The following is a 21,939-nucleotide window of genomic DNA, read 5'->3' on the forward strand; positions in this document are numbered from 1 at the left end:
ACCGTCTCCCCGCAGCTCTACATCGCGGCCGGTATCTCGGGCGCGATCCAGCACCGGGCCGGTATGCAGACCTCGAAGACCATCGTGGCCGTCAACAAGGACGCCGAGGCCCCGATCTTCGACCTGGTCGACTACGGCGTGGTCGGCGACCTCTTCGAGGTCGTCCCACAGCTCACCGAAGAGGTCAAGACCCGCGAGAGCTGATCTGGCGGCGAGAGCAGACGCACACCGGATTCGGCTTGTGCGGATCACCGTCGGCAGATTTACTAGGTCTTCCTAGTACCTCACGTTGAGTAATGACCTCGATCTCGCTGTCGTACCGCCTGTCGGCGGCCACTTGGAGGACACCGTGTCTGCTGCCGTCCCTACCGAGCCCCTCTACCGAGCGAAGCACCCGGTCCGGTTCGTCACGGCCTCCAGCCTGTTCGATGGGCACGACGCGGCGATCAACATCATGCGCCGCATCCTGCAGTCCCAGGGGGCCGAGGTGGTGCACCTCGGACACAACCGCTCGGTCGACGAGGTGGTGACCGCGGCGCTGGAGGAGGACGTCCAGGGCGTGGCCGTCAGCTCCTACCAGGGCGGACACGTCGAGTACTTCGAGTACCTGGTGGAGCTGCTCCGCGAGCGTGGCGCCGGGCATGTGAAGGTCTTCGGCGGGGGCGGCGGGGTCATCGTCGCGGACGAGATCGCACGGCTGGCCCGCGCCGGGGTGCGGATCTTCTCCCCGGAGGACGGCCAGCGCCTCGGCCTGGCCAGGATGATCAACTCGATGGTGGAGACGTGTGACACCGCCCTGTGGGAGCTGGACCCGGCCACCCCGGACAGGGTCCTGGCGGGGGAGAGGCAGGCACTGGCCCGGCTGCTCACCGGCCTGGAGGCCGGTGCGGTGGCCGACGCGGAGCTGCGCGTCGTGCGCGAAGCCGCGGTGTCCCGTCGGACACCCGTCCTCGGCATCACCGGCACCGGCGGCTCGGGAAAGTCCTCGCTGACCGATGAGCTGGTCCGCCGGTTGCGCATCGACCAGGGCGGCAGGCTCAAGGTGGCGGTGCTGGCGGTGGATCCGACCCGGCGGCGCGGTGGCGGGGCCCTGCTGGGCGACCGGATCCGGATGAACTGCCTCGACGGCGACACGGTGTTCTTCCGCTCGCTCGCCACCCGCGGCGGACGCGAGGTCCCCGAGGGGCTGGCGGATGCCATCGCGGCCTGTCAGGCGGCCGGTTTCGACCTGGTGATCGTGGAGACGCCGGGCATCGGGCAGGGGGACGCCGCGATCGTCCCGTACGTGGACCTGTCGCTGTACGTGATGACGCCGGAGTTCGGCGCGGCTTCCCAACTGGAGAAGATCGACATGCTCGACTTCGCCGACGTGGTGGCCATCAACAAGTTCGAGCGGCGCGGAGCCAAGGACGCGCTGCGCGACGTGGGACGTCAGCTGGTGCGCAACCGGGAGGCGTTCGGGCAGCGGCCGGAAGACATGCCGGTGTTCGGAACCAGCGCGTCGACCTTCAACGACGACGGGGTCACCGCGCTCTACCAGCATCTGCGGGACCTGTTCGCCGAACGCGGCCTGCCGGTGGGGCCCGGAGCGCTTCCGGCGGTGACGCTGCGGCACTCCAGCGGCGCCACCCAGATCGTGCCCCCGTCCCGGGTGCGTTACCTGGCGGAGATCGCCGACACGGTGCGCGGTTATCACGAGCGAACCGACGACCTGGCCGGGCAGGCCCGCCGGATCCAGCGCCTGGCCGCCGTCCGCGACGAACTCGCGGCGGCCGGAGCGCACACCGATGACGTCGAAAAGCTGCTGAAGGACGCCGAGGAGGTCTTCGCACCCGAAGCGCGCAGGCCGCTGGCCGACTGGGCGCAGACCGTGAGCGACTACTCCGGCGACGAGCTGGTCGTGACCATCCGCGACCGCGAGCTGCGCACCACCCTGGTGCGCGAGTCGCTGTCCGGCAGCCGGATCCCCCGGGTGGCGCTGCCGCGCTACACCGACCACGGAGAACTGCTGCGCTTCCTCCGCTCCGAGAACCTGCCGGGATTCTTCCCGTTCACCGCCGGAGTGTTCCCGTTCAAACGGGAGGGCGAGGACCCGGCCCGGATGTTCGCCGGGGAGGGCGATCCGTTCCGTACCAACCGCCGCTTCCACTACCTCTCCGAGGACAGCGAGGCCACCCGGCTGTCCACCGCCTTCGACTCGGTCACCCTCTACGGCCGCGATCCGGGCCTGCGCCCCGACATCTACGGCAAGGTGGGCACCTCGGGTGTGTCGGTGGCGACCCTGGAGGACATGAAGGCGCTGTACGACGGCTTCGACCTGACCTCGCCCACCACATCGGTATCCATGACGATCAACGGGCCCGCACCGACGATCCTCGCGTTCTTCCTCAACACCGCGATCGACCAGCAGCTCGACGCCCATACCGCCGAGCACGGGTGCGAGCCGACCCCCGAGGAAGCGGAGCGGATCCGGGGCCATGTGCTGCGCAGCGTTCGCGGCACGGTGCAGGCCGACATCCTCAAGGAGGACCAGGGCCAGAACACCTGCCTGTTCTCCACCGAGTTCAGCCTGCGGATGATGGCCGACATCCAGGAGTGGTTCATCGAGAAGGAGGTGCGCAACTTCTACTCCGTGTCCATCTCCGGCTACCACATCGCCGAAGCCGGGGCCAATCCGATCAGCCAGCTCGCCTTCACCCTCGCCAACGGCTTCACCTACGTCGAGGCCTACCTCGCCCGTGGCATGCGCATCGACGACTTCGCCCCCAACCTGTCGTTCTTCTTCTCCAACGGCATGGACCCGGAGTATTCCGTGCTCGGCCGGGTGGCCCGCCGCATCTGGGCGGTGACCATGCGGGAACGTTACGGGGCGAACGAGCGCAGCCAGAAGCTCAAGTACCACGTGCAGACTTCCGGACGCTCCCTGCACGCCCAGGAGATGGACTTCAACGACATCCGCACCACCCTGCAAGCGCTGATCGCCATCTACGACAACTGCAACAGCCTGCACACCAACGCCTACGACGAGGCCGTCACCACGCCCACCGAGGACTCGGTGCGCCGCGCCCTGGCCATCCAGCTGATCATCAACCGGGAGTGGGGCCTGGCGATGAACGAGAACCCGCTGCAGGGCTCGTTCGTCATCGACCAGCTCACCGACCTCGTGGAGGAGGCGGTGCTGGTCGAGTTCGAGCGGATCAGCGAGCGCGGAGGTGTGCTCGGCGCCATGGAGACCGGCTACCAGCGCGGCCGTATCCAGGACGAGTCCATGCTCTACGAGCAGCGCAAGCACGACGGCACCCTGCCCATCATCGGCGTCAACACCTTCCGCCACCCCGACGCCGACACCGAACAGGGCCAGGTGGCCGTGGAGCTGGCCCGCGCCACGGAGGACGAGAAGCAGTCCCAGCTGAAGCGCGTCCACGAGTTCCAGGACCGCCACCAGGAGCAGGCACCCGCCGCCCTGAGCACCCTCAAGGAAGCCGCCATCAGCGGCCGCAACGTCTTCGCGGCGCTGATGGACGCCGCCCGGGTCTGCTCCCTGCAGCAGATCACCGAGGCCTTCTTCGAGGTCGGCGGGGAGTACCGGCGCAACGTCTGACCACGAGCGGCTGTCTCGGTGCCCCACGCCCGTCACGAGCCTTGCCGCTGTTCCGTTCAGGGCAGTACGCTCCCCGCAGAATTGAAGTCAATTCAATCTCTGTCGTCCAGCGCGCGGATGAAGGGTGGGGGCACCATGACGCCAGCAGTGGAGGCCGACTGGGTGGTCGTCGGCGGTGGTAGCGCCGGGAGCGTGCTGGCGGCGCGGCTGAGCGAGGATCCGGCCAGCGAGGTCGTGCTGCTGGAGGCCGGGCGCGACTGGCGGTCCGCCGACGCCCCACCGCAGCTGCGCAGCATGAACGGCTGGCGGGCGCTGGACGAGACGGCCTGCGCGGAGTTCCAGTGGCCGGGCCTTACGTCACGGCGCAGCCGCGCCCAGGCGCCGCGGACGCATGTGCGCGGACGCGGCCTCGGCGGCTCGTCGTCGGTCAACGGCATGATCGCTTTCCGCGCCATGCCGGACGACTACGACCGGTGGGCGGCGTACGGCTGTCCCGGCTGGTCGTACGCGGACATGGTGCCGTACCTGCGGCGCATGGAGAGCGACGCGGACTTCGGTGACCGCCCTCACCACGGCGACCACGGGCCCATACCCGTACAGCGGCTCGGCCGCGAGGACTGGGGCCCCGCCGACCACGCACTCGCCGAGGCCGCGCTCGGGCTTGGCCACCCGTGGTGCGACGACCACAACGGGCCCACGGGGACCGGTGTCTCGCCGTACGCCATCAGCTCCCGCGACGGTGCGCGCGTCACGACCAACGACGGCTACCTCGAACCGGCCCGACAGCGCCCCAATCTGCGGGTGTTCGGCGGCGCGACGGTGGACACGGTGCTCATCGAGGGCGGCCGGGCGGTGGGGGTGCGAGTACGCCGGGGGAACGACTGGACGGAAGTCCGTGCCCAGCACGTCGTCCTGTGCGCCGGAGCGGTGCACTCCCCGGCGATTCTGCTGCGGTCCGGCATCGGGCCGAACGGCCCCGTGGCGGCGCTCCCGGTCGGCGAGGGGATGCAGGAACATCCGCTGGCGCTGTTCTGGCTGTACGCCTGGCCCGGACAGCAGCCCGACATCGACGCCCGGCACGCCAACTGCTGTCTGCGCTACTCCTCCGGACTGGCGGGAGCGGGCGAGAACGACATGATAATCACCTCGATCAACCAGACGCTCGCCCTGCCGAACCCCGGCGACTCCCACCTCGTCGCGGAAGGCACCGGCGGAACCTGGGGCGGCGTAGGGGGCGGCCACGTGGCGGGCGGTCCCGGCCTGCTCTGCCTGTGGGCGAACCAGCAGTTCTCGCGCGGCGTGCTGCGCCTGGCCTCCGCCGACCCCGACGTGCATCCGGTGATCGACCAGGACCTGCTGAGCGACCCCTCGGACCTCGTCCGGATGCGTGACGGCGTCAAGAGGTGCGTGGAGTTGCTGCGCAGCGGACCGTTCGACACCGCCTTCGAGCACATCGCCATCGACATCACCGGCCGAAGCCTCGACGCGCTGTCCGACGACGCGGCGATCGACCGCTGGCTGATGGAGACCATCGGCGACACCGGCCACATCTGCGGAACCTGCCGCATGGGCGCACCCGACGACCCCCGCGCGGTGGTCGACCCGACCGGCCGCGTCCTCGGCCTCGACGGGCTCTGGGTCGCCGACGCCTCCGTGTTCCCGGAAGTGCCACGGGCCAACACCAACCTGCCGACCATCGCCGCCGCGGAACGGCTGTCCGACCTCATCCGAGGACGCCGCGCCGCACCCATCGCGGGCGCTGTCCCTCAACCGTAGTCACGATCATGACCGATGCCGGAGGTCGCATGACCGCATCACCTCTTCCGGCGGCGGCCGCGCCGCTGGTCGTCGGTGCGTCGACGCTGCGGAACCGAATGGTCGCCACGGCCCACGCCAGCGGCTACGTACGTGATGGGCTGCCGATACGCGGCGACGCCGAGTACTGGGGCCGTCTGGCGGCCGGTGGCGCGGCGCTGCTGGTCTGCGGCGGTACGACGGTGGCGCCGGAGTCCGTGCCGCGGCAGGGAAACATCCTTCAGCTCCATCGTCCGGAGGCGGTGGGACCGCTGCGGGAGCGGGTGAAGGCCATCCACGCCGAAGGCGCGGTCGCCGTCTGCCAGCTTGTCCATCTGGGCCGCGAGACGCTCGGTGCGCAGTCGTACTACGCACCGGTCGCTCCCGCGGCCGTGCGCTCTCCCCGTGAGCCGACGGCGCCGCGCGCTCTGCTCGGCAGCGAGATCGACGAGGTGGTGGAGGCGTTCCGGGTAGCGTCCGCCCACGCTCTGGAGGCGGGGTTCGACGGCATCGAATTGCACGCCGCGCACGCCTATCTGCTGGAGCAGTTCCTCTCCCCGCGCACGAACCCGCGCGGTGACGGGCTCGCGGTACTGGAGCGGGTGATCGCCGCGATTCGCGGGCTGTCGGCCGACGCGCTGCTCGGCATCCGTTTCAGCGTCGACGCCTCGGAGGACGTGGCGCTGACGCCGGACGAGCTGGCCGCGCTGCTGCCGTCCGTGGATCCGCTGGTCGACTACGTCAACGTCACCGTCGGGGTGCGGACCACGTACGTCCGTGACATGGCCACCGAACGCCCCCCGGTGCTGGACGATCTGGCCCAGTTGCGGCCACTGGTCACCCGGCCGCTCGTGGCGTCCCACGCCTTCCGCACCGCGGCCTCGATCGGCGACGCCCTGGCGGCCGGAGCCGACCTCGTGGGGATGGCGCGCGCACTCATCGCCGACCCGGACCTGCCGCACAAGGTGCTCACAGGACGCGCGACGGAGGTCCGGCCCTGCGTGGCCTGCAACGAGGACTGCCGGACGTTCGACCCGGTGCTGCTGTGCGTGGTCAACCCTGACCTCGCACCGCCCGGCGAACCGCGTCGCCCCGCCGCACCGCTGGTGCGTGCGTGGCGCCCGGCGCACGCCACCGCGCAGCGCGTCGCCGTCGTGGGGGCGGGACCCGCGGGCCTGGAGTGCGCGCTGAGTCTCACCCACGCCGGGGTGGCGGATGTCGTCCTCTACGAGGCCGCCGACCGGCTGGGCGGACAGCTCGCCACGGCGGCTTCGGCGCCCCACCGCACCGGCTGGGCCGCGCTGCTCGGCTTCTACGAACAGGGGCTGTCCGCCGCGCGTGTCGACGTACGTCTCGGGCAGACCGCAGGGCCTGAACTCGAAGAATTCGGCGCCGTCGTTCTGGCCACGGGCGCGGCGGAGACCTCACCGCTGCTGGAAACCGGGGCCATGGCCTCGTCGGCCGTGCTGGCGCGGGGCATTCCGTCGCTGGCAGGCGCCGCCCATGTGCTCGTGGCCGACGACGGGTTCGGCTGGTGGCCGGGGTGCGACGTCGTAGAACTGGCCGTGGCCGCAGGAGTGCCCCGCATCACCCTCGTCACCCCGGGAACGGCCTTCGCCGGGGCGATCCCGCCCGAGAGCCGCGTCCAACTGCTGGAACGCCTGTCGGGCACCTGCGAACTCGACATCCTGCCGCTGTGCACGGCGACCGGCATCGGCCCCGAGGGCGTCACGCTCGCCCACCGCACCTCCGGCCGGGCCACCACCGTGCCCGCGGACCGTGTCGTCGTGGTGGGGGAACGCCGCCCCCACGGCCCCCTGGACTGCGCCGCCCCCTTGGTACTGACGGTTGGCGACGCCGTGGTTCCGCGCCGTGTGGCGCACGCGATCGCCGAGGGGCGGGAGGCCGCCGCCAGAATCGCCACCGCCGGAGGACACCGTATGCCGCGAAGACCCGCTGCACCCTTGCCCCTGGCCAAACCAAACTGATATTGGTTCAATGTGGTCCAAGCGATGTGCGTGGACGATGACAGCGAAAAGGTCGTGAAACTGGCATGACGCGGACCGGACGCGAGATCCGGGTCAGGACATACCCGGCCGGGAGCGTCAGCCCGGATGACTTCGAGGTGGCCGAGGTTCCCGTGCCCCGGCCCGGGCCGGGGCAGGTGCTCGTACGCAACACATGGACATCCGTCGACCCCGGCCTTCGGCTCCGGCTGCGTCCCGACGCGCCCTCCGGCTACTTCGCCGCCTTCGCCCCCGGCCGCCCCATGGACGGCATCATGACCGTGGGGGAGGTGGCGGAGTCCCGGGCCGAGGGCTTCGCCCCGGGTGACGTCGTGTGGCACGCCCAGGGCTGGCGCGAGTACGCCGTCGTGGACGCGGGTGCGGAGCAGCTCAGCGGACTCGGCACCCTGACGCGCCTGGACGTCGACGCATGCGAGCCCCGGTGGTATCTCGGCCCGCTCGGCGGTATGGGATTGACGGCCTACGCCGGTCTGCACGTCGTGGACGCGCTCCGAGGCGGGGAAACGGTCTGGGTCTCGGCGGCCGCGGGAGCGGTGGGCAGCTTGGCCGTGCAGATCGCGCGCCTCACGGGCAACCGGGTAGTGGCCAGCGCGGGCACCGACGACAAGGTGGACTGGCTGCGCGACCACGTCGGCGCCGACGCCTTCAACTACCGGGCAGGAAACCTCGAAGCAACGCTGGCCGACCTCGCGCCCGACGGGATCGACGTCTACTTCGACTCCGTCGGGGGGACCCATCTCGAAGCCGCCCTGTCACACCTCAGAAGGGGCGGCCGCGTAGCGATGTGCGGCTCGATCTCGGAGTACGAGTCCGGCCCGGCCGGGCCACGCAACCTGTTCCTCGCGGTGTCCAAGGACCTGACCCTCCGCGGGTTCCGGGGGAGCAGCCACCTGCATCTCATGGGGCAGATGCGACACCGGATGGCCGAGTGGCTTCGCAGCGGCGACCTGCGTTACCGCGAGACCGTGTTCACAGGCCTGGAGTCGGCTCCGCACGCGCTGACGGAGATGATCGCCGGACGGACGACCGGAAAGACGCTCGTCAGCCTCGGCTGACCCGATGAACGAGGGTTGCGGTGCCAGCGATAGACGAACGCATCAGAGGCAAGGTCGTGTGCCTGACCGGCGCCACCGGGGGACTGGGCACGGCCACGGCCGCCAGACTCGCGGAGGAGGGCGCCCACCTGGTGCTCACCGACCTCGACGAGCAGGCGTGCACCACCCTCGCCGCCGAGCTGGACGGCACGCCGGGACGGCATGTGACGGCGCGGCTCGATGTGGCCGAGGAGTCCCAGTGGGTCGACGTGGCGAGCTTCATCCGGAGTGAGTACGGCCGACTGGACGGGCTGATCAACAACGCCGCCATCGGCAGCATCGCCACGGTCGAGGACGAGACGGTCGACCGCTGGGAGGCGGTTATGTCGATCGGTTCCACCGGGGTCTGGCTCGGCATGAAACACCTCGGCCCGCTCATCGCCTCCTCGGGCGGCGGATCGATCGTCAACCTCTCCTCGATCCTCGGCACGGTGGGCGGCATGGGGAACAGCGCGGCCTACCACGCGGCAAAGGGCGCCGTCCGCACGCTCACCAAGAACGCGGCGCTGCACTGGGCGGAATCCGGAGTCCGCGTCAACTCCCTGCACCCCGGCTTCATCGGGACCCGGCAGCTGCTCGAAAGGTACGAGGGAACAGCCCGCCACGAGGCCATGCTGGACGGCACCCCGATCGGAAGGCTGGGCCGTGGGGAGGAGATCGCAGCCGTCGTCGCATTCCTGATCAGCGACGATTCCACCTTCATGACCGGCTCGGAGGTCTACGCGGACGGCGGATACACCGCGCGGTAAGGACGACGCCGACGGCATGAGGGGACCATTACGGCAGTCACTGGTGACGAGGTCGTCGGTCCCCCGGCGGATCGGACCTACCGTCGTCGGCGGGCTCGGCGGCCGGACGACGGCCCGCGGCGGCCAAGCCGATCATCGCCGTCAGCAGCCCGAGCACCTGGCTGATCAGCCCGATCCAGGAGGTGAGCAGCGCCGCCGAATTGGCCATCACCTCCTGTGTGCCCTGGGCCAGTGGGCCCGATGCGGGGCCGGACGTGGCGGGCGCGGATGGCGGGGAGGTGGGCGGAGACGTGACGGGCGAGGTCGGCGGCGTGGTGGGTGGCGTGGTGGGTGGCGAGGTCGGCGGGCCGGAGGTGGTGTCCGTGTCGGTGGGGGTCGGCGTGACGGTCCGCGTGGGATGCACCGTCAGCACGGTCAGACCACCCGCCGACAGGAGCGTGCCGAAGCCCATCAGCGCGAGGGTGACCAGCAGCAGGGTGGCCGGGAGCTTGAGGACGGCGAGGGTACCGGCTTGCGGGAGGCGCCACATGGGGCCACTGTACGAACGCGACGCGCGGATTCGATCACGCCGCGTTACGCCTGTCGGGGCAACGCCGGGGCGCGCCCGGGGCCGCGTCAAAACCTGTGTGCCCGCCAACGGTGTTGTCCACGGCTCGGTCGCGCCCTCATGCGTCTTCTACGAGTTGGGCATGGTGATGTCGTCGTAGGACTCCAGGAGGGTCCAGCGCCGTTCTGCCCGCACTCCGGTCGGGAGCCGGTCGGCGGCCGGCAGTGGGCCCAGGTCCAGGCCGGTGAGGTCGGCGATGTCGGCCACAGGCACCTGGAAGGTGCGGAAGGCACCGAGCGGGGGAGGATCCCCTGCTCGCGCGGCCTCTGCCATGGCTTGGGCGGCGGCGTCTTTGGTGAGGTCGGGGCTCTGGTCGAGTACGTAGGCGGTGGCCGCGAGATCCCCGTCCTGCATGAACGCGGCGACCTTCCAGAAGCGCAGCGGTACCCGGATGCCCCGATAGGGCGGGTCGGAGTCCTCGAGCACCGGCCCGGTGAAGACCGTCAGTTTGCGGTCGAAGTCTTCGGCGTGGTCCAGCAAGAAGTTCTCCAGCCCCTGCCAGAGCTGTTTGCCCTGGTTGAAGACGTTCATCTGGGGCGCGGCGTTGGTGTAGTGGAAGGTGTCGTCGTTCGCCGTGGGCGCGTCGGGACCCCATACGGGGTCCATGCGGCGGACCAGGTGTCCCTTGTCCAGCGGGTTGTCCTGGTAGATGGGGTGGCCGGCCTGCTGGGCCTCGGGGAGGCGGGGGTCGAAGCGCCACTCGTCCTCGCGTGGCACATCGATGAGCTGCGCGCCGTCGATCGTGACGGCGGTGGCCGCGGCCAGCCGTCGGTCCGGGCGGAAGACGACGGTGAAGTGGGTGTAGGGGAGGGTAATCGTTTCTGCGCCGGAGTCGGTTGGCAGGGGCAGCGGCAGGGCCGGGCCCAGGAAGCGCTCGTCGTAGCCCTTGCGGTCCGTCAGGGAATGGCGGCCGGCGATTTCCGTGTTCGGCTGGGGTTCGGGGTGAGTGGCCATGCTGGAGCCGTACCGCGCCGCCTTGGCCCACACGCTGGCACGGCGTGCGCACTCACCTGGATGGTCGAAGGAAAGTTCGACCGCGAGAACGTGCTGCTGGCCGCTTGGGCAGGGGAGTGCCCCGTCCGGCATGAAATCCGGGCGGGGCGCGATCCCTTCCCAGCCATGATGGCAGGTCACCACAGCGGGAGGGGAGCGTTCGTCCGTGGCGCGGCAGTGGGTGGAGGGACGAAATCCGTTTGGGTGCATCGCCTTACAGAGAATTAGGCTGTTCGAATGATTCATCACATAAATGCCGGGACGTAGGTGGAAAGAAGATCAAGGCAAGAAAACCTCTTCCGGGAATTCCCCGGCTCGCGTCCCAAGGGAGTACTGAATGCGTTCTCAAAGCAGGGCCACATCACCGCGGGTGCGGTGTTCATGGCGGCCCACACGGCTGGCGCTCGGCGGCCTTACCTCACTGGCCGCCGTCTCGCTGGTAGGTGTACTGGGTGCGCTGCCCGCAGAGGCGCAAGGCCTCGGAGTGGAAGCACAGTCGACTTCGACCGTCATGTCCACCGACCGGGTCTTCTCCTTGGCGGACCCCGAGCCTGTCTCCGACGCCGGCTATCCGGGTAAGCCGAAGCCTCCGCGGCCGGGGGCCAACGGGTGCTTCGACATCGACACCGTTCGTCAGGAAGGCGCTGGCGGTGGAGCCTTCTACGCGGCCGTCAGTTTCGGCATCCCCTACGTCGGAGACGAGTCCGGCCCCGGCGGGGACATCGACTGGGACGACCTCTCCGACGAGGGGGGAGCGGTACCCGTGGGCGCCTGCGGCGTGTCCATTGACGTCGGTCCCGGCGGCCCCGGCAGTGACATTTTCATCGACGTCATCACCACATCCGGGACCGTGCACGGCATCACCTGCAACCGCATGGGGTCGGTGATCACGTTCTGCGGCACCTGGGTTCAGCGCGCGACCCCGACGCCGGGTGACACGTTGACACCGTAAGCCGTGCTCGCACCCTAGCGGCCAGTGACGCGGGGGCAATCGGCAAGGTCCGGTTGCCCCCGCGTTGTCGCATGGTGTCGAGGTCTGACGCGAGCCCCTCGCTCGCAGCCAACCCCACGCCCCCACGCCTCACGCCTCCGCACTCTCGTTGGCCGCGTTCTCGGCCGAGGCCGCGGCGGCTCGGGAACCACTGGAGAGATCGGCTGCCGCCCCGGGAGCGTCGAGGGCGTCACGTCCGCGTCGCAGCCGGGGGCTCACCGGTCCCGCTGAGGACGTGGTCGGTTTCGCGCTGGGCGGCGTACCAGCCCAGGGCGCGCACCATGGCCTTGTGCGGGGTGGGCGGCAGGAGAGGGGCGAGGCTGTCCCACGCTTCGTCGACGAGGTCGCGCGCTTCGGTCATGCACGCCTCGAGGGCGCCGCTGCGGACGAGGAGTTCGGATGCTGTGCGCGCCCCGGCGTCGGAACGCTGCCGGAGCGCATCGCGCAGGTGCTGGCGGCCGGTCGCGTCAAGGAGCCCGACAGCGTGGGCCACGGGATAGGTGACCTCGCCGTTGCGCAGGTCTTCCGCGGGGGAGCGTGTGGTGATGCCCTGCTGATGTTCCTGGGCGGTCACCAGCCCGTACAGGTCGGCGACGTCGTCAGTGATCTGGTAGGCGGTTCCGACGGCTTCGAAGTACCGGCAGATGGCATCGAGTTGCTGCTCGTCGGCGCCGCCGAGGATCGCGGACACCTCGGCGGTGCTGCGGACGAGCATCCCTGTCTTGAGCCGGTGCGCGGTGCGGACTTCGTCCAGGAGCGGGCGGGCGTCACCGCTGGTGACGGCCTCGTCGAACGCGGCGTGGTGCCCGGCGATGTCGAGGGCCTGGCCGGCGTGGGCGGCGCGCAGGTCCCGCAGGTAGAGCCGGTAGATGCGGAGCATGGTTTCCGGGGCGGCCTGCGGGACCCGCTGCATGAGGGCGTCGAAGGTGTAGTAGCCGAGGGTGCCGGCGGTGATGGCGGGAGCGGTGCCGAAGACCTCGTGGACGCTCGGGCGGCCGCGCCGTGTCGGCGAGTTGTCCTGGATGTCGTCGATGACCAGTGCGGAGAGGTGGAGGAGTTCGGTGATCGCGGTGAGAGGCCGGTAGGGCTCTGGGTCGGTGTCGAGAAGGCAGAGGACGGCCGCGGCGACGTAGGGGCGCCAGGAGCGTCCCGGGTTGTCCAGCAGGTGCAGGAGAGGAGCGGCGACCGCCTGATGGAGACGGGTACGAGTGCCGGTGTCGAGGCCGGTCAGGCCGCTGGTACCGGTGAGGAGCCCGAGCGCGGCGTCGTCCGCCGGGTCGGGGGAGTACAGGGCCGCGGCTTCCGCTCCGGCGATGTCGTGGGTACGGCGCATGTAGTGCTCGATGTCGCCGATGGTGTTGGTCGGGAGGGTCTGCAGGAAGGCGGTGCCGCTGACCGGCGTGGTTCCCATGGTGCCGTGGACGGCTGCGGGGCTCTCCCACATGGCGCGGCCCACGACCAGGGTGCGGACCTCGCCCTCGGCGATCGTCGCGGTGATCTCGGCGTCCAGGCCGAGGCCGGGCACGCTCACCTGCACCGTGGTGGGGTAGGTGTTGAGGGTGGCCAGTGAGGTCCAGTGCGTGAGGGGCCGCCAGGTCAGGTCGTGGTAGCTGACGTTGCCGTCCGGGTCGACCGCTGTGGCACGGGTCAATTCCAGCCCGGTGGCGCCGGTGGCGGGATCGCTGGTGCGGGAGTGGATGCAGCTGATCTCCCAGCCGTTGTCCAGCTGGATACCGGCCCACTCCCAGGTGTGGTCCGGTGTTCCCGGAGCCCGCTCCACGTCGTAGTAGGTCGCGCCCCAGTCCTGCTCGAACCAGGCGTGCCCCTCCAGCCGCCCCTGGCTTCCGTCCTCGCGGCGCACCGTCCCGTGGGCGTGCAGTCGCGGTACGAAGTACGAGGTCATCGCGTCCGCGTCGGTGGGAAGCCGCCCCGGGTGACGCCCTGTGGCGTCGAACTGCGGGGCCGCGCTCTTGCCGGGGGTGAGGACGAGGTCGAAGCGGTCCCCGTCACGGAAGCTCAGCCGGTAGCCGCCGTCTTCCTCCCGGCGCAGCGCCGCCAGGTCACCGAAGGAGAGGTCCAGGGTCTCGGCCGACTCGGCCACGGAGTCGGCCAGCAGCCGGTCCGGAAGCAGGGGGCCCTCGGCCAGGGCCTGCGTCAGCGCTTCGCGGACCCGGTGATCCTGCGCGGTGTCGCCGGTGAGCGCGTCGCGCACCGCGTCGTGCATGGTGGGCGAGAGCCACGCGCCGTGGGACACGCCCTTCGGGCCTGAGCAGATGGACACCAGGGCATAGCCGGGGGTGGCGGCATCGTCCCGTACGTCGTGGTGGCGCAGCATGCTGATCATCCACGTGTAGGTGCCGCCGTCCTCATCGCGCAGATGACCGTTGAGGTACCACGCCTCGGCACCGGCGGAAGGGTGCGGTGAGCCGAACGGCACCGAGACCGTGGCGTGATGGCGCGCTGCTTGAGAAGGGACCCGCGCCCCAGGGCGGGAGGATGTGGTCATGCCAAGAAGCTAGATGTCCGTCGTCTCCCCTGAATGACCACTGACCACCAGATCATCAGATCGGATGAATGTCTGGCTGTAATAACGGAGGTGCCGTGCCCTCTTCGCTCCCGGCTCGTTAGAGCGGAACGCCAAGGGGAGGAGGCCCTCGATGGAGGTAAAGGGCGTGCACCACGCCTACGGCCGACGTGAGGTATTGTGCGGTATCGACCTACGGCTGCGACCGGGAGTCCTGGCCGGGATAGTCGGGGAAAACGGTGCGGGCAAGTCGACCCTGTTGAAGATCCTTTCGGGTGAACTGGCCCCCGACCGGGGCGCGGTCATCCATGACGGAGGGTTCGGGTATTGCCCGCAGGCGGCCGTTCTCAACGACGCGCTCACCGTTCGCCAGCACCTGGACTACTTCAAAGTCGCCTACGGAATAGCCGACCTGGGGCGCGCCGAAGAGGTCATGGAGACACTGCGGTTCAGCGCGTACGCGGACGAGCGGGCCGGAGTCCTCAGCGGCGGGACCCGGCAGAAGCTGAACCTCACCCTCGCCCTCATGCACGACCCGCACACCCTGCTCCTGGACGAGCCCTACCAGGGCTTCGACTGGGAGACCTACCAGCGGTTCTGGGACCTGGCGACGTGGCTGCGCGGCGACGGCCGATCGGTGCTCCTGGTCTCCCACCTCGCCTACGACGCGGAACGCCTCGACGTGCTGTGGCGCCTCGAAGACGGCGTTCTGCACCAGCAGCTCCCGGAGCGTGCGGCATGACGCCCCGCCACCCCGGTCGCCGCCATCGCACGCTCTTCACGACCGCGGCCCGCTACGCGCTGACCGAGCACCTGCGCAACCGCTTCGCCATGGTGCTCATGGCCCTGTTCATCCCGGTGTGGACCGCGCTGGCCTTCTGGTCCGTCCCCGACACCCGCACCCGCTTCCGGCTGCGCGCCACCGGAGATCTGCTCACGCCCCACGGCAACCAGCTGACCGAGATCACCGGCGCCCTCAACGCCGTCACCCTGATCATCGGCTTCATGATGTTCGCGGCCTCCTTCGCGGGCGGCCGCTTCGACCGACGGCTGGCCCTGTCCGGCTACCCCCGCACCCATCTCGTCCTCGCCAAGCTCACCTCCCTCACGCTGGCCTCCGCGGCCGTGGCCGCCTACACGACAGCACTCACCTGCGCGCTCTGGAGACCCGAGCAACCAGCCCTGCTCGCCGCGGCGCTCTTCCTCGCCGGGATCACTTACGGCGCCCTGGGCGTCGCCTTCGGCTCCTTGCTGCGACGCGAAGTGGAGGGCATGTTCGCCGTCGTGATGACCAGCGTTATCGACCTCGCCCTCCAAAACCCCCTCTACAGCTCCAGTTCAAATGGCAGCATCGTGCGCTATCTGCCGTCCTACGGCGCGATGCAGGCCGCCACGGGTGCGGGGTTCTCCACCACGCCCCTGCCGAAATACCTGGCCATCCAGGCCGGATGGTTCGCAGCCGCCGCGCTCGTCGGCCTTCTCGCCTTCCACATCCGAACCCGGAACAGCCTCAGCAACCCACAACCGCACCCCATCGCGCCGCCCACCCCTGACATCACCCCTGCCGTCCCCATGGCCGGCCAGCGCTCCTGGGGACGCCGAGACCGTTGACCGGGGGACCGGGGGACCGGGGGACCGCGAGAGCCTACGCGTGCTCTTCGGCGGGGCCCGTTCCAGAAGGATCTCCGCGGCCGCGCGTGCGTGCCTGCCGTAGACCGCCTGGTTCAGCGCCATGGCGCGGCTTGCCGCTCCGTCCGGGAGGGGCACCAGCTGCTCGGCGAGCGCGACGGGTTCACGGCAGCCCAGTTCCGCCACCAGATCGGGCGACGTCGGCGCCCACATGCAGACGCTGCTGCTGGCGATGACCGCGTACGGCGAGGCCAGCTGCCCGCAGGGACTGCTGAGCTTCTACGCCGACGAGGTACGCGCCGAGCTGGACGGTCCCGTGGGGAAGCTGCTCGTCGGCATCTCGTTCGGATACGCCGACGACGCCGCACCGGTGAACCACATCGACACCGGACGTGCCGCGCTGCGGGAGACCACGACATTCCACGACTGACCGGCGGGGGTGACGCCTTCACGGAGGTCAGGTGGTGGTGAGGTCCCGCGGGCGCTGTTGTCGAAGCCGGTGGAACGCGGGGGCATGGGGCGCGGTGGGGGAGAGGCTGTAGGTGACGATGGTGAGGCCGGGGTCGGCGGGGATTTCGAGGGCGTCGTAGTCGAGGTCGAGATCACCGGCGTGGGGGTGGTGGAAGCGTTGCTGTCCGCTGCGGTAGTAGTCGACGTCGTGGGCGTCCCAGCGCTCGGCGAACTCGATGCTGCAGGTGGCGAGTTCGTCGATGAGGCCGGTGAGGTCCGGGTCGTCCGGGGTGCGGGCGGCTTCGGCGCGCAGGCTGCCTACCGCGTCGTGGGCGATGCCCTCCCAGTCGCGGTAGAAGCGTCGGGCGCGCGGGTCGCGGAAGACGAAGCGGGCCAGGTTGGGCGGCTGATCCTCGGTGTCGAGGGCTTCTTGGTACAGGGCGCGGGCGAGCTGGTTGGTGGCGAGGATGTCCAGGTGGGCGTTGCGGACGAAGGCGGCGGCGCCGGTCATCGCGTCGAGGAGCTGCTGGAGGCTGGGGCGTACGTGTGACGCTCCGCCGTCGCGGTCGGTGGCGCGGTGAGGGGCGTTGGCGGCGCGGACGAGGGCGGCCAGATGGGCGCGTTCGACATCGTCGAGGCGGAGGGCGGTGGCAAGGCTGGCCAGGATGGCTTCGGAGACGCCACGGACGTTGCCGCGCTCCAGCCGGGTGTAGTACTCGACGCTGATGGCGGCGAGCTGTGCCACCTCCGAGCGCCGCAGCCCGCTGACCCGGCGCCGCCCGCCGACGTCGGGCAGGCCCGCGTCCTTCGGGGTGAGGCGGGCCCGGCGGCTGGTGAGGAAGTTGCGGATGTCTTCGCGGACGGTGTCGGCTGGCACCGTTCCAGCGTAGGACGTGTGCTGTCGAGGGGGTCCCCGCCAGTACCCCTCCCAGCCAGGACTCCCTGGTCAGCGGGGGTGCGTGGTTCCGTGAATACGTGGCCGGGCAATGAGGACCCGGCATCCGCACCTCCCGTTAGGACCACGCACGGACATGTCCCTCCCCGCTTCTCTGCGCCGGTCAGCGGCCTCGGACACTCCGGCCTCGGACACTCCGGGCACGGACCGGCGCCCGGTGGTGACGCTGGCCGCCGCCGTCCTGGGTTTCTTCGTGATCACCCTGGACGCGACGATCGTGAACGTCGCGCTGCCCTCGATCCGTGACGCGCTCGGCGGCGGCATCACCGGCCTGCAGTGGGTCGTGGACGGCTACACCCTGATGTTCGCCGCGCTGCTGCTGTCGGCCGGAGCACTGTCGGACCGGATCGGTGCCCGCCGCGCCTTCGCGGGCGGGCTGGTCCTGTTCGTGCTCGCCTCAGTGGCGTGCGGGCTGGCCCCCTCGCTGCCGATACTGGTCGCCGCGCGCGTGGTGCAGGGCATCGGCGCGGCCGTCACCATGCCGACCTCGATGGCGCTGGTACGCCAGGCATTCCCCGACCCGGCCCGCCGGGCACACGCCGTGGGGGTATGGGCGATGGGCGGTGCCATGGCGGCGGCGGCCGGACCGGTGCTCGGCGGCGTGCTGAGCCTGCTCTCCTGGCGGATGATCTTCTGGAGCAACCTGCCGGTCGGCGTCATCACCCTGCTGCTCCTCTCCCGCACCCCGCACTCGCCGACCCGCCCGGCGCCGTTCGACTGGATCGGGCAGATCACCGGGATCCTGGCCATGGGCGGGCTGACCTTCGGCGCGATCGAGGCCGGGGAGGCCGGGTTCACCGCGCCGCAGGTCCTCGGGGCGCTCGGCCTGGCCGTGCTGTCGTCCGCCGCGTTCGTGACCGCGCAGGCCAAGGGCACGCACCCGATGGTGCCGCTGGAGCTGTTCCGCGCCACGACAGTGGTGATCGCCACCGGCATCGGATTCGCGTTCATGGTCGGCTTCTACGGACTGCCGTTCCTCTTCAGCCTCTCCTTCCAGCAGCAGCACGGCCTGTCCGCACTGGCCGCCGGGATCGCGTTCCTGCCGATGATGCTGCTCAGCGCCTGCCTGACCCCGTTCGCGGCACGGATCGCGGAGCGCACCGGTCCGCGCGTACCGATCATCGCGGGCCTCGCGTTGATGACCGCCGGGTCCGTCGCGCTGGCCCTGGTGCCGGACTCGACGCCGGTGTGGGGCAGCGCGCTGTTGCTGATCCCGGTGGGGCTGGCGGGCCCCCTGGTGATGCCCCCGACCACCGCCCTGCTGCTGGAGCACGTGCCCGTCCACCAGACCGGCACCGCCAGCGGGGTGTTCAACACCAGTCGCCAGATCGGCGGCGCCCTGGCCGTGGCCGTCTTCGGCGCCCTGATCTCCGCCCCGGACGGCTTCGAGTACGGGCTGCGCGCCAGCCTCCTCCTGACCGCCGCCGTAGCGCTGGTCGCCGCGCTCGCCGCCATCCGAATGACCAGCGCCCGACACGGATCCTGACCCCCATGCCCCGGCACGGGAGCTCGAATGGTGGCATGCTCGGCTTCGACCCATCCGACATCGGGAACGCCGCGTGGAGCACCGCCCCCTGCGTGTAGCTGTACGTGTAGCTGTCCCCGTGCGGTCTTGCGGGAGTTCCCGAGAGACTGACGGAGGCACCGACCGATGGGAAGTCACCTCTTCGCAGCACTGTCCCGGCGCACTCTGGACGACGCACGCCATGAAGTCGAGGTCTACGGACGGGAGATCCCCGAGTACCGGTTCGTGGAGGACGACGGCCGGCTGAGAGCCGAAGCGCTGGAGTACGCGGTCTGGCTCAGACGCCGCACCCTGGAGTTAGCCCCCGAGGGCACTCCCCTCACCCCCGAGGATCTCGACCACATCGCGTCGATGGGCGCGTCGCGGGCCAGAACGGGGATGTCCGCCGCGTCCCGGCGGCGGGTTCTCGGTCTGCACACCAACCTCATGCTCCGGGAGATCCAGGAGGCCTCCGGCCCGGAGAACACCGATGAACTGATGCGGCTCATGGTCTGGTTCACCGCACAGGGCACCCGCGGCATCGACGCCTATACCCGCGGCCACGCGGCGGAGCAGAAGCGCCGCCTGCCCTTCGCGGCCCGGGTGGGCGCGCTCGCCCGGGCCCTCCTCGCCGACGACGCCCTGGCCCCTGGCCTCGCCCGCGCCGTCGGGATGAGCCTGGCCGCTTCGTACGAGGTGGTGGTCGTCCACGTCCCCGGCCGTCCCGCCCTGGCCGCCGCAGGACGTGAGGGGATCGTCGAATCCCTCCTGGCCCACCACCGGGTGCCGATGGCCTGGCCCCGGGCGGAGGAGCTGGTGGCCCTGATACCCGCCGACCAGGACCGCGCCCCTGGCACGGCCCGGCCGGTTCACGCCCGGTCCGCGCGGGACCGGGCGCTCGCCTTCCTCCGCGACGCGGGCCAGGCGGTGGCGCTGCCCTGCGCGGTCGGCGCCAGTACGGGCCGCGTCCGCGCGCTGACCGACGCGTACGCGCGCGCCCGGCGCATCAGCCTGGCGGCTCCGCTCCAGCCCGTACCCCGTCGCCTGCACACCCTGGCCGATGTCTTCGTCGAACTGGCCGTCGCCGAAGACCGCGAGATCGACACCTGGTTGTCCGGCATAGCCCAAAGCCTCGCCCGGGGACCCGAACTGCTCGTCACCCTGGAGCGGTATTACGCCCATGACATGCACCGCAGGAACACCGCCGCCGCGCTGAACATCCACCCGCGAACCCTCGACTACCGTCTCCAGCGGGTGCGGCAACTCACCGATGTCGACCCCGGATCCGCCCGTGGCGTCCGCATCCTGACCGCCGTGGTCGCCAGGGCCTCCTCCGGCGCCTGGACGACATGAGCCCGGCGTGCCGAAGGGATGTGTGCCCTACGAGGCCCCCGGCACCCGTCCTCAGAGCTCGCAGTTGATCTCGACTTCGGCGTCACACCGGTCGATCCCGGGACCGCCGTTGGCGATGTCGTAGCCGGGGCCGCCGATCAGGGTGTCATTGCCGGAGTGGGAGGCGTTGTCGGGGCTGTCGCCGAAGAGGTAGTCGTTCCCCGTGCCTCCCGTGATGTTGTCATTGCCGTTCTGGCCGCTCACGCCGAAGTACGTCCCCACCGACACATCGGTCGGGTCGCTGGGGTTGAAGTTGTCCGAGCCGTCACCGAGGCAGACCACGGCGGAGGTGCTGATCAGGTCGGAGAAGACCCAGTCGTCCCCCGAGAAGGCATTGACGACGCTGCCCGGCGTGCCCCAGATCGCGTTGGCGTTCTTGTCCCCCTCGATCGTGGCGGTGAACGGCACGCCCGTCTTGGGGTCGGTACAGGTGCTCGCCGCCGAAAGCGTCGGCGCCTTCGCCGAGGTCGCCGCCTGAGCCGCCCCACCGGCGCCGAGCGCGGCGCCGGTGAGGGCCGCGGTGCAGGCCAGCAGCGCGGTGAGGCGTCTGATTCCGTGTCGGGTCATTCGGTGTTCCTCCTCGGAAGGGGGTACGAAGTGACGCCGCCCAGCCTTCCGCCCGCCCACCCGGCGCGTCTTCGTGAACCAGGGAGAAAACACCGGTCCGCGATGGGCGCCGGACTGTGAACCCGCGCAAGGGCCTCCGGGCCGGAACCTCTGCGCCCCCGCCCTGGACACGCAGCGAGCGGCGCTGATCCACGGCCTGGGACTGCCGGACCGGCCGCCACCCCGGGGCGGTCCGCGCTGGGCGGGGTCCCGCGGACGCCGTGCGAAACGATGTGAGTACGTACCTGAGTATCTGGGCGGATGTGGGAGCGGTGGCGGCCGCCGATTCTTTGCCCATGAGTGAGACACCGGTCAAGCAGCAGGGCACGACTGCGTTCTATGGTCAGGCGGTCGCCTCTTTTTCCATCGCCATGGCGGCCACCGCTATCGGCATCTTCCGGTTGAACGCCGACGCCTGGGTACGAGGTTTCCTGGCCATCGCGGTGCTCTACCTGGTGACCTCCGCGTTCACCCTGGCCAAGGTCATCCGGGACCGGCAGGAGGCCGGGCAGATCGTCAGCCGCGTGGACCAGGCGCGGGTGGATAAGCTCCTCGCCGAGCACGACCCCTTCGAAAAGCTGTGAGCACTCGGCCTGCGGCAGGACGGCGGGTAGCAGATGCCGCACCACCACCCGCCACCTGCCACCGGGGTGCGCCACCGGAACAACTCGGCGTATTCAGTCGTCACTCCTCGTGGTTCGTCACAGGATGATCTCGCTTGACAGTCCGCCGAGTCACGGTATTAGCTAGGTGGCGAGTTGATCACGGGGCGCGGGGGATTGTGTGCGCCGTGCAGCACGGGGGATGTAAGTGATGCGCACGGGGGCGGCTGGCGGTATGTTCTTTACCGCGTCGGCCTTTGCGGCATATTTCTGATCGTTTTCCCCTGCGTACAGCCGACCCCCGACCCTGTTGTAAAACCGTTGAGATATCAATCGGCTACGGGGGACGGGGAATGTCGGAATCGCTTTCCTGGCGACGCGCGAACGGTCATTCGCCGACGTTACCTTGGGTCGTTTCCGC

Annotated in this window: 18 protein-coding genes; 13 read left to right on the plus strand and 5 right to left on the minus strand. The window is 70.2% G+C overall.

Annotated features, from left to right (window positions below):
- From ACFV9T_RS25065 to ACFV9T_RS25090, 6 genes are all read left to right on the plus strand, one after another.
- Positions 1-204 (plus strand): electron transfer flavoprotein subunit alpha/FixB family protein (locus tag ACFV9T_RS25065; RefSeq protein ID WP_385444075.1); only part of this gene is annotated, 204 nt, incomplete at its 5' end.
- 145 nt (positions 205-349) lie between these two features.
- On the plus strand, positions 350-3,601 hold the full coding sequence (gene icmF / locus ACFV9T_RS25070) for a fused isobutyryl-CoA mutase/GTPase IcmF (protein WP_385444076.1): 3,252 nt from the start codon (positions 350-352) through the stop codon (positions 3,599-3,601).
- A gap of 135 nt (positions 3,602-3,736) precedes the next feature.
- Positions 3,737-5,377: a GMC family oxidoreductase gene (locus ACFV9T_RS25075; protein ID WP_385444078.1), complete on the plus strand. Its 1,641-nt coding sequence runs from the start codon at positions 3,737-3,739 to the stop codon at positions 5,375-5,377.
- Between the two features lie 29 nt (positions 5,378-5,406).
- Positions 5,407-7,383, plus strand: a complete 1,977-nt coding sequence (locus ACFV9T_RS25080) for an NAD(P)-binding protein (RefSeq protein WP_385444079.1) — start codon at positions 5,407-5,409, stop codon at positions 7,381-7,383.
- 65 nt (positions 7,384-7,448) lie between these two features.
- Positions 7,449-8,477, plus strand: a complete 1,029-nt coding sequence (locus ACFV9T_RS25085) for an NADP-dependent oxidoreductase (RefSeq protein WP_385444081.1) — start codon at positions 7,449-7,451, stop codon at positions 8,475-8,477.
- A gap of 20 nt (positions 8,478-8,497) precedes the next feature.
- Positions 8,498-9,265: an SDR family NAD(P)-dependent oxidoreductase gene (locus tag ACFV9T_RS25090; protein ID WP_385444083.1), complete on the plus strand. Its 768-nt coding sequence runs from the start codon at positions 8,498-8,500 to the stop codon at positions 9,263-9,265.
- A 37-nt stretch (positions 9,266-9,302) separates the two neighbouring features.
- Here the strand turns inward: ACFV9T_RS25090 and ACFV9T_RS25095 are convergent, their stop codons facing one another.
- Together ACFV9T_RS25095 and ACFV9T_RS25100 are read right to left on the minus strand one after the other, a co-directional pair.
- Positions 9,303-9,794 carry a hypothetical protein gene (locus ACFV9T_RS25095; protein WP_385444085.1) on the minus strand — a complete coding sequence of 164 codons (492 nt, stop codon included), beginning with the start codon at positions 9,792-9,794 and terminating at the stop codon, positions 9,303-9,305.
- A gap of 147 nt (positions 9,795-9,941) precedes the next feature.
- On the minus strand, positions 9,942-10,826 hold the full coding sequence (locus ACFV9T_RS25100; protein ID WP_385444087.1) for a DNA/RNA non-specific endonuclease: 885 nt from the start codon (positions 10,824-10,826) through the stop codon (positions 9,942-9,944).
- A 550-nt stretch (positions 10,827-11,376) separates the two neighbouring features.
- On the opposite strand from ACFV9T_RS25100, the gene ACFV9T_RS25105 reads away from it, so the two are divergent.
- Positions 11,377-11,817: a hypothetical protein gene (locus ACFV9T_RS25105; protein WP_385444089.1), complete on the plus strand. Its 441-nt coding sequence runs from the start codon at positions 11,377-11,379 to the stop codon at positions 11,815-11,817.
- Positions 11,818-12,046: 229 nt separating this feature from the next.
- On the opposite strand, the gene ACFV9T_RS25110 is transcribed toward ACFV9T_RS25105, so the two are convergent.
- On the minus strand, positions 12,047-14,362 hold the full coding sequence (locus ACFV9T_RS25110; protein WP_385444091.1) for a polyprenyl synthetase family protein: 2,316 nt from the start codon (positions 14,360-14,362) through the stop codon (positions 12,047-12,049).
- 151 nt (positions 14,363-14,513) lie between these two features.
- Here ACFV9T_RS25110 and ACFV9T_RS25115 point away from each other — a divergent pair, with 151 nt between their 5' ends.
- From ACFV9T_RS25115 to ACFV9T_RS25125, 3 genes are all read left to right on the plus strand, one after another.
- Complete coding sequence (locus ACFV9T_RS25115) at positions 14,514-15,122, plus strand: ATP-binding cassette domain-containing protein (RefSeq protein WP_385444093.1); 609 nt, start codon at positions 14,514-14,516, stop codon at positions 15,120-15,122.
- Entirely contained in the window at positions 15,119-15,991 is an 873-nt protein-coding gene (locus tag ACFV9T_RS25120; RefSeq protein ID WP_385444094.1) for an ABC transporter permease, read from the plus strand. Before ACFV9T_RS25115 ends, ACFV9T_RS25120 begins: the two co-directional genes overlap by 4 nt.
- 121 nt (positions 15,992-16,112) lie before the next feature.
- On the plus strand, positions 16,113-16,439 hold the full coding sequence (locus tag ACFV9T_RS25125; protein ID WP_385444096.1) for a nitroreductase family protein: 327 nt from the start codon (positions 16,113-16,115) through the stop codon (positions 16,437-16,439).
- Between the two features lie 27 nt (positions 16,440-16,466).
- On the opposite strand, the gene ACFV9T_RS25130 is transcribed toward ACFV9T_RS25125, so the two are convergent.
- Positions 16,467-17,336, minus strand: a complete 870-nt coding sequence (locus ACFV9T_RS25130) for a helix-turn-helix transcriptional regulator (protein WP_385444097.1) — start codon at positions 17,334-17,336, stop codon at positions 16,467-16,469.
- A gap of 154 nt (positions 17,337-17,490) precedes the next feature.
- Here ACFV9T_RS25130 and ACFV9T_RS25135 point away from each other — a divergent pair, with 154 nt between their 5' ends.
- Entirely contained in the window at positions 17,491-18,900 is a 1,410-nt protein-coding gene (locus ACFV9T_RS25135) for an MFS transporter (protein ID WP_385444099.1), read from the plus strand.
- Between the two features lie 165 nt (positions 18,901-19,065).
- Positions 19,066-20,271: a PucR family transcriptional regulator gene (locus tag ACFV9T_RS25140; protein ID WP_385444101.1), complete on the plus strand. Its 1,206-nt coding sequence runs from the start codon at positions 19,066-19,068 to the stop codon at positions 20,269-20,271.
- A 51-nt stretch (positions 20,272-20,322) separates the two neighbouring features.
- Here the strand turns inward: ACFV9T_RS25140 and ACFV9T_RS25145 are convergent, their stop codons facing one another.
- Positions 20,323-20,877: a hypothetical protein gene (locus tag ACFV9T_RS25145; RefSeq protein ID WP_385444102.1), complete on the minus strand. Its 555-nt coding sequence runs from the start codon at positions 20,875-20,877 to the stop codon at positions 20,323-20,325.
- Positions 20,878-21,212: 335 nt separating this feature from the next.
- On the opposite strand from ACFV9T_RS25145, the gene ACFV9T_RS25150 reads away from it, so the two are divergent.
- Entirely contained in the window at positions 21,213-21,500 is a 288-nt protein-coding gene (locus ACFV9T_RS25150) for a YiaA/YiaB family inner membrane protein (RefSeq protein ID WP_385444104.1), read from the plus strand.
- Positions 21,501-21,939 lie beyond the last annotated feature (439 nt).

The sequence above is a fragment of the Streptomyces sp. NPDC059850 genome, assembly GCF_042731515.1.
Taxonomy (GTDB): Bacteria; Actinomycetota; Actinomycetes; order Streptomycetales; family Streptomycetaceae; genus Streptomyces.